At 68.8% G+C, this 7226-nt stretch carries 6 protein-coding genes; 2 read left to right on the forward strand and 4 right to left on the reverse strand.

Going from position 1 to position 7226, the window contains the following annotated elements; translation table 11 throughout:
- From ON39_RS28585 to sucC, 3 genes are all read right to left on the reverse strand, one after another.
- A partial coding sequence (locus tag ON39_RS28585) for an AfsR/SARP family transcriptional regulator (RefSeq protein ID WP_169335924.1) occupies positions 1-2643 on the reverse strand: 2643 nt, incomplete at its 3' end.
- A gap of 251 nt (positions 2644-2894) precedes the next feature.
- Entirely contained in the window at positions 2895-3809 is a 915-nt protein-coding gene (sucD, locus tag ON39_RS28590; protein WP_040739038.1) for a succinate--CoA ligase subunit alpha, read from the reverse strand.
- Positions 3810-3822: 13 nt separating this feature from the next.
- Entirely contained in the window at positions 3823-4989 is a 1167-nt protein-coding gene (gene sucC / locus ON39_RS28595) for an ADP-forming succinate--CoA ligase subunit beta (RefSeq protein ID WP_040739040.1), read from the reverse strand.
- Positions 4990-5416: 427 nt separating this feature from the next.
- Here sucC and ON39_RS50855 point away from each other — a divergent pair, with 427 nt between their 5' ends.
- Both ON39_RS50855 and ON39_RS28600 read left to right on the forward strand, forming a co-directional pair.
- Positions 5417-5539, forward strand: a complete 123-nt coding sequence (locus ON39_RS50855; RefSeq protein WP_255219305.1) for a hypothetical protein — start codon at positions 5417-5419, stop codon at positions 5537-5539.
- Positions 5536-6762 carry a M23 family metallopeptidase gene (locus ON39_RS28600; RefSeq protein ID WP_040739042.1) on the forward strand — a complete coding sequence of 409 codons (1227 nt, stop codon included), beginning with the start codon at positions 5536-5538 and terminating at the stop codon, positions 6760-6762. Before ON39_RS50855 ends, ON39_RS28600 begins: the two co-directional genes overlap by 4 nt.
- A gap of 266 nt (positions 6763-7028) precedes the next feature.
- On the opposite strand, the gene ON39_RS50165 is transcribed toward ON39_RS28600, so the two are convergent.
- Positions 7029-7226, reverse strand: a 198-nt coding sequence (locus ON39_RS50165) for a hypothetical protein (RefSeq protein WP_218006182.1), incomplete at its 5' end; no start/stop codon positions are given.

Below are 7226 nucleotides of genomic sequence, written 5' to 3' on the forward strand. Positions count from 1 at the left end.
GTGCGCGAGGGCGGCGCGGCAGTACGACTCGGCCGCGTCGAGATTGCCCGCGGCCAGCGCCGCGGCGGCGCGGGTGAGGTCGTTGAGCGGCAGGATCTGCCGGTCGTCCAGGCGACGGGCGTAGCGGTCGGACTCCTCGGCGGTGGCCAGCGCCTCCTCGACGCGACCGAGGTCGAGCAGCGCCTTGGCCTGATTGCCGAGACCGCGCGAGAGCCCGTGCTCGTCCTCGTGCGCCGCGTCGACCTTGGTGGATCGGGTGTAGGCGGCGAGCGCCTCGGCCGGATCACCGGAGTACAGCAGTGCCGTGCCGAGCGCGTCCGCGAACGAGGAGCCCTGGGTGTCGCTCATGGCCGACCGCTCCCCCTCGCGCAGCCGCTGCACCGCCTCGGGCAGCCTGCACCGCTCGATGTCGACGATGCCCTGGTAGTAGCGGACCGTTTGAGCCAGTTCGGGATCGTCGAGCGGCGCGGCCAACTCACCGGCCTTGGCCAGCCGCACGGCCGCGGCTTCGAGATCGCCCGTCATCAATGTGTGAAACCCGTAGTGGCTCAACGCTTGTGCCAGCTCATGGGCGGCGAGGCCGGCCGAGTCGGTGAGCGCGGCGTAGTGGCGTTGAGCTTCGCGGAACCAGGCTCTGGCGAGCCAGGGCACGTGCATCTCCACCGCGAGCCGCAAACCGTCTGTAGCCCAAGATGTTCCGGGCGCGCGCTCCAACGCGGCCAGGATGTTCGGCCACTCCGCGAACACCGCCGCCACCGACTCGGCCGCCGCGAAGTCATCGGGTGCGCCGATCGCGCGCACCAGGTCCAGACACCATCGCAGGTGCCCGGCGTGCAGCCGCTCGACCTCACCCGCCTCCGCCAGCCGCGCCTGCGCGTAGTCGCGGACGGTCTCGAGCAGCACGAAACGCCTTGTCGCGCCGTCGGTCTGGACGGTGACGAGGTTGCGGTTCACCAGATCCGCCAGCGCGGGCGCGACGTCGCCCGGCTCGAGATCCCCGTCCGGCAGCACCGCCTCGGCCGCCTCCAGCGTGCACCCGCCCGCGAAGGAGCCGAGCCTGCGCAGCACCGTCCGCTCGCGTTCGGCGAGCAGTTCGTGACTCCAGTCGAGCGCGACCCGCAGACTCGTGTGCCGCCCGCCCGCGGCGCCGCGTGCGCCGCCGACCAGCAACCTGACCCGATCGTCGATCCGTTGTGCCAGTTGGGAAATCGTCAGGGTTCTGGTGAGACCGGCGGCCAGCTCGATGCCGAGCGGCAACCAGTCCACCGCCGCGCAGATCGCGACCAGCTCGTCCCGCTCCGCCGCCGTCACCAGCCCGTGCAGCCCCGCGCGCTCGATGAACAGGGCCACGCCGACGCTGCGGTCCAGCGGGCCGAGCGGGTACACCGACTCCCCCGGCACGCCCAGCGGCTGCTGCGAGGTGACCAGGACACTGAATCCATTTGTCGCCCTGACCAATTCCGCGACCGAGGGAGTGACGTGCTCAGCGTTGTCGAGGACCAGCAGCGGGTTCGCGCACTCGCCGAGTGCGGCGATGATCCCCGTCAGCTGGTCGTTCGGGTCGATGGACCCGCCGGAGACCAGGCCACCAGCCTCGAGCGCCGCGGTCACCGCGGGCAGGACGTCCTCGGCGCGGCCGAGCGGCGCAAGCTCGACGAACACCACGGGCCGGGATCGCGCCATGGATCGCGCGAGTTCGGCGGCGAGGCGGGACTTTCCGCTGCCCGCAACGCCGACCACCGTGGTCAGTCCGGGCTGCGCGAGACGCGTTGTGAGCGTGGCGAATTCGCGACCTCGGCCGACGAAGCTCGTCATCGGTGCGGCCACCACCGGCCACGGCTGCGGCTCGCTCGCCACGACATCGACCGGCGACGCGCTCGGCGGTGTCGCCTCGGCCGTGGCCGGTGCCCGCAGCGCCGGATCATGGTCCAGGATGCGCAGTTCCAACGCGCTCGTGTCCGGCGCGGGGTCGACGCCCAGCTCCTCCGACAGCGCTCGCCGCAGCCGCGCCAGCCGTTCCAAGGCGTCCGCCTGCCGGCCCGTCCGATACAGGGCCAGCGCCAGCAGACACGACAGCGGTTCGTGCAGCGGATGCCGCCCGACCAGGCCGGTCAGCTCGGTCACCACCTCGCCGGCCGCGCCGAGTTCGAGATTGGCCTCCAGCCCCGCCACGGTCAGCGAGAGCCGCCAGTCGTCGAGCCGGTCGCCCTCGGCGGCCGCGAAGGGAATGGTTCGCAGGTCGGCCAGCGCGTGCCCGCGCCACAGGGCGAGCGCCTCCTTGGCCGCGCTCGCGACCGCCGCGTAGTCGCCGCCGCGCCGCGCGGTGTGCAGCCGCTGCGCCGCCGCCTCGGCGGCGAGCAGATCCGTCGCGGTCACCGTGGCCTGATAGCCCGCGGGTGTACGCCCGATGACGTCCGCCAACGGGCCGAGCGCGGCGCGCAGCCGCGACACCACCACACGCAGTCGCTGCACCGGCCGCTCGACCTCGGCCCCCCACAAATCCTCGGCCAATCGCCCGTCCGGCACCGGAACGCGATTCGCCAGGGCCAACCGCACCAACACTGCCCGTTCCAGCGGCCGATCGACGGTCACCGCCACACCGTCGGCCCACGCCTGCACTGGACCCAACACCAGCACATCCACGCCGACAAGCATGCCCTGTCCGGCGGGTCCGCGTCGCGTGGAATATCGATGATCTTCCACCGTGAACCGGGCGCCGGCTCAATTCGTATCCACTACGGGAGATGAAATGGAGGTATCCGTCATGACCCCGATGGAACAGTTCTGCGAATGGCTGGTCCGGACGCTCGGCTTCTGCCCAGGCTGAGCCCACCGCCACACATGACGAAGGCCGCCCCCCTCGAACCAGGAGGCGGCCTTCGTTCGCGCGCGAATCAGGCCTCCACGCTGGCCTTCTCGAGGATCTCGCGGGCAAGCGCGGCGGTCTCGGACGGCGTCTTGCCGACCTTCACGCCCGCGGCCTCCAGCGCGTCCTTCTTCGCCTGGGCGGTGCCGGCCGAGCCGGAGACGATGGCGCCCGCGTGGCCCATGGTCTTGCCCTCGGGGGCGGTGAAGCCCGCGACGTAGCCGACGACCGGCTTGGTGACGTTGGCCTTGATGTAGGCCGCGGCCCGCTCCTCGGCGTCGCCGCCGATCTCACCGATCATCACGATCAGCTTGGTCTCGGGGTCCTGCTCGAACGCCTCGATGGCGTCGATGTGGGTGGTGCCGATGACCGGGTCGCCGCCGATGCCGATGGCGGTGGAGAAGCCGAAGTCACGCAGCTCGTACATCATCTGGTAGGTCAGGGTGCCCGACTTGGAGACCAGACCGACCGGGCCCTTGCCGGTGATGTTGGCCGGGGTGATGCCGACCAGCGCCTCGCCCGGGGTGATGATGCCGGGGCAGTTGGGGCCGATGATCCGGGTCTTGTTGCCCTTCTCCACGTTGTAGGCCCACGCGTAGGCGGTGTCCTGCACCGGGATGCCCTCGGTGATGACCACGAGCAGCGGGATCTCCGCGTCGATGGCCTCGATGATGGCATCCTTGGCGAACTTCGGCGGCACGAACGCGATGGACACGTCGGCGCCGGTCTCCTTGATGGCCTCGGCGACGGTGCCGTACACCGGCAGCTCGACCGCGTTGCCGTCCTTGTCGGTGTGCGCGACGGTGGTGCCCGCCTTGCGCGCGTTCACACCGCCGACGACCTGGGTGCCCGCCTTCAGCATCAGCGCGGTGTGCTTGGTGCCCTCGCCGCCGGTGATGCCCTGGACGATGACCTTCGAGTCCTTGTTGAGAAAGATTGACATTTTTCCCGGTTCCTTACTTGGCCGCTGCCAGTTCGGCGGCCTTGTCGGCGCCTTCGTCCATTGTCTGCGCGAGCGTGATCAGCGGGTGCGCGGCGTCGACCAGAATCTGGCGACCCTCGTCCACCTTGTTGCCGTCGAGACGGACGACCAGCGGCTTGTTCGCCTCGGCGCCCAGGATCTCCAGCGCCTTGACGATGCCGTTGGCGACCGCGTCACAGGCGGTGATACCGCCGAAGACGTTCACGAACACGCTCTTGACCTGCGAGTCACCGAGGATGACGTCGAGGCCGGCCGCCATCACCTCGGCCGAGGCGCCACCGCCGATGTCGAGGAAGTTGGCGGGCTTGACGCCGCCGTGGTTCTCGCCGGCGTAGGCGACCACGTCGAGGGTCGACATGACCAGACCCGCGCCGTTGCCGATGATGCCGACCTCACCGTCGAGCTTGACGTAGTTGAGGTCGTTCTCCTTGGCCTTGAGCTCCAGGGGATCGGTCGCGTCCTTGTCCGCGAAGGCCTCGTGATCCGCGTGGCGGAACTCGGCGTTCTCGTCCAGGGTGACCTTGCCGTCCAGCGCGAGGATCTCGTCCTGCGGGGTGCGCACCAGCGGGTTGACCTCGACCAGGGTGGCGTCCTCCTTGACGAACACCTCCCACAGCTTCTGGATGGTCACGGCCGCGGCGTCGAGCACCTCGGCGGGCAGGTGGCCCTGCTCGGCGATCGAGCGGGCGAAGGCGAGGTCGACGCCCTTGACGGCGTCGACGGCGATCTTGGCGAGGCGCTCCGGCTTGGTCGCGGCGACCTCTTCGATCTCCATGCCGCCCTCGACCGAGCACATGGCCAGGTAGGTGCGGTTCGAACGGTCCAGCAGGAAGGAGATGTAGTACTCCTCCGCGATGTCCTTGGCCTCGGCGACCAGGATCTTCTTGGTGATGTGGCCCTTGATGTCGAGGCCGAGGATGTTCTGCGCGTGCGTGAACGCGTCGTCCGGGGTGGCGGCGTACTTGACGCCACCCGCCTTGCCGCGGCCACCGGCCTTCACCTGGGCCTTGACCATCACCGGCTTGCCGATTTCCGCCGCGATCGCGCGGGCGTCCTCGGCCGTGTCCGTGACGCGGCCCTCGGACGAAGGCACTCCGTGCTTAACGAAGAGCTCCTTCGCCTGATATTCGAAGAGATCCATGTACTCACCGTCTCGTCTGCGTTGTGATGACAACGTCTTTGTTGGCGGCCCGACGTCGGAAGCGGGTCGGGTCGGACTCTAACCAGTCACATGGAGCGCCAATCGGCCACGTTCATCCTAAGTGGCGCAGGTCACGAGCCGATACGCGCGGTGGGAAAACCGCTGGCCATGGCTACTCGCGAGTAGGTTGTTGACGCCTCACCAGGTAGAGCCGCCGAACCCACAGACACGGCCGGGTCTACTACGAAATGTCGTCGGACAACCGCTGTCGCGTGCCCAATGCACAGATACTTATTCCGTGGTGTTACCGTGATCAATCTCACATGTTTGGACAGAAGGGCCGCAGCGCTTGCGGACCCTGCAATCGTTTCGTTACCGTCATTGCGGTCGATGTCACAGCACGGTCACGACTAGGAGGACGGCAAGCTTGACGCAGCACAGCACTCCGCAGATGGAGAGCCGTTCCGCAGACGACTCGTCGTCGCCGCTGATCAGCAGGCACCTCGGCCCCGCGAACATCTCCCGCTTCACGATGTGGCACAGCCGATGAACTATCGCTCCGCCCTTATTCCTGAACATCGCGACCGCTCCGGACATCGTTATCGCGACGATGACGACGCCTTCGGCGCGCAGGCTTCGTACGGCAGACCGGCCGTGCCCTCGGTGGACCGGCAGCGGAACTCGCTGTACGGCCCGCCCCCCGCGCGCGAGGAGTACGGCTCCGCGTCGCACGCCGACTACGGCAGCGCGGCCCCGCGCGCCGACTACGACTTCCGCGCCGACGCCGGCCGCGACAGCTCGTGGACCGCGAACGAGTCGTGGTCCCAGCAGGATTCGTGGGCCGCCCAGGACTCCTGGTCCGACGGCGGTGCGTGGAACGCGGGTGAGGCGTGGGCCGACCACGACTACCAGGCGGCCGACAACGACTACCGCGCGACCGAGACCGGCTGCTGGGCGCCCGAGGAATCCTGGGCGACCGAGGCCGAGCCGGAAGCCCCCGCCACCCCCACCGTCATTCCCGCCCGCCGCACCGCCAAACGCGGTGGCGCGCACCGGCTTCCCGCACCGCCCGCCGCCCTCAAGGGGCGCGCCGCGGTCGCCGCCGTTGCCGCCGGTGCGGTCGTCGCCGCCGGACAGGCCGCGTTCGCCTCGCCGGAGCAGCCGTCGCAGTCCGTCGACTACGAGGCCGCGGGGCAGATCCACGAGATCGCCGCGCAGTCCGTCAGCCTGGCCGACCCGACGGCCTCGCCGGAATCGCCCCAGGTGCTCAATGTTTCGGGCGCGATCAACCCCGGCGACTTCAACGACATCCTGCAGAAGGGTCAGAAGTACGCGCAGGACCTGGCCGCGCAGGAGGCCGCGAAGCTGCGGCCGCTGTTCACCAAGTTCGCGGCCGGCACCTTCACCTCCGGTTACGGAGCCCGTTGGGGGGTGCAGCATCTCGGCGTCGATATCGCGGGGCCCATCGGCACACCGATCGTCGCCGTCGCGGACGGTACGGTGATCGAGGCCGGGCCTGCCGCGGGGTTCGGCATGTGGGTTCGGCTGCTGCACGATGATGGGACTATTACCATCTACGGGCATATCGATACCGCGACGGTGTCGCAGGGGCAGCGGGTTATGGCTGGTGATCAGATCGCCACTATTGGGAACCGTGGGTTCTCTACTGGGCCGCATTGCCATTTCGAGGTTTGGTTGAACGGGACCGACAAGATTGATCCGATTCCGTGGCTTGCTACGCGGGGGATCAGTTTGGGTTCGCAGCGGGACTAGGTTTCCGGGGCTGCTGGGAGGTCCGCTTCCGGGAGGGTGGGCGAGGGTCCGGCTCCGGGAGGGTGGGCGAAGGTCTGGCTCCGGGAGACGTGGCAGTGGTTCTTCCTTCGGAAGAAGTGTGAATGTGCTGCTTCTGAAGGAATACTGGCGACCTTCGCCATGCAGCCCGATCGCGTCAAAAGGCGGCGCAGCAGTAGGTTCGACCCCGACGGCCGAACGTTCGTCGAACCCGCCCGACGCGCCCAAAGAATGCGACCGGACGCTGCTCACAGAGCGCGCTTGCATACGTCGCAGTGCAGCCCGATCACCGCTAAGAGGCGGCCCAGCAGCAGGTTCGACTCGAACGGCGTCGAAATGCTGACGCGCCCAGAGGACGCAACCAATTGCAGCGGCATGGAGTGCGTGACGTACGCCGCGCCTTCAAGATCAGTAGAGTCAAATGGTCGCCCAGGAGTATCGAGCAG

The organism is Nocardia tenerifensis NBRC 101015, assembly GCF_000308715.1.
Classification (GTDB): domain Bacteria; phylum Actinomycetota; class Actinomycetes; order Mycobacteriales; family Mycobacteriaceae; genus Nocardia; species Nocardia tenerifensis.

Coding starts and splice junctions, on each gene's coding strand:
- ON39_RS28600 (WP_040739042.1), top strand. CDS start 5,536: ATGAACTATCGCTCCGCCCTTATTCCTGAACATCGCGACCGCTCCGGA.
- sucD (WP_040739038.1), bottom strand. CDS start 3,809: ATGTCAATCTTTCTCAACAAGGACTCGAAGGTCATCGTCCAGGGCATC.
- sucC (WP_040739040.1), bottom strand. CDS start 4,989: ATGGATCTCTTCGAATATCAGGCGAAGGAGCTCTTCGTTAAGCACGGA.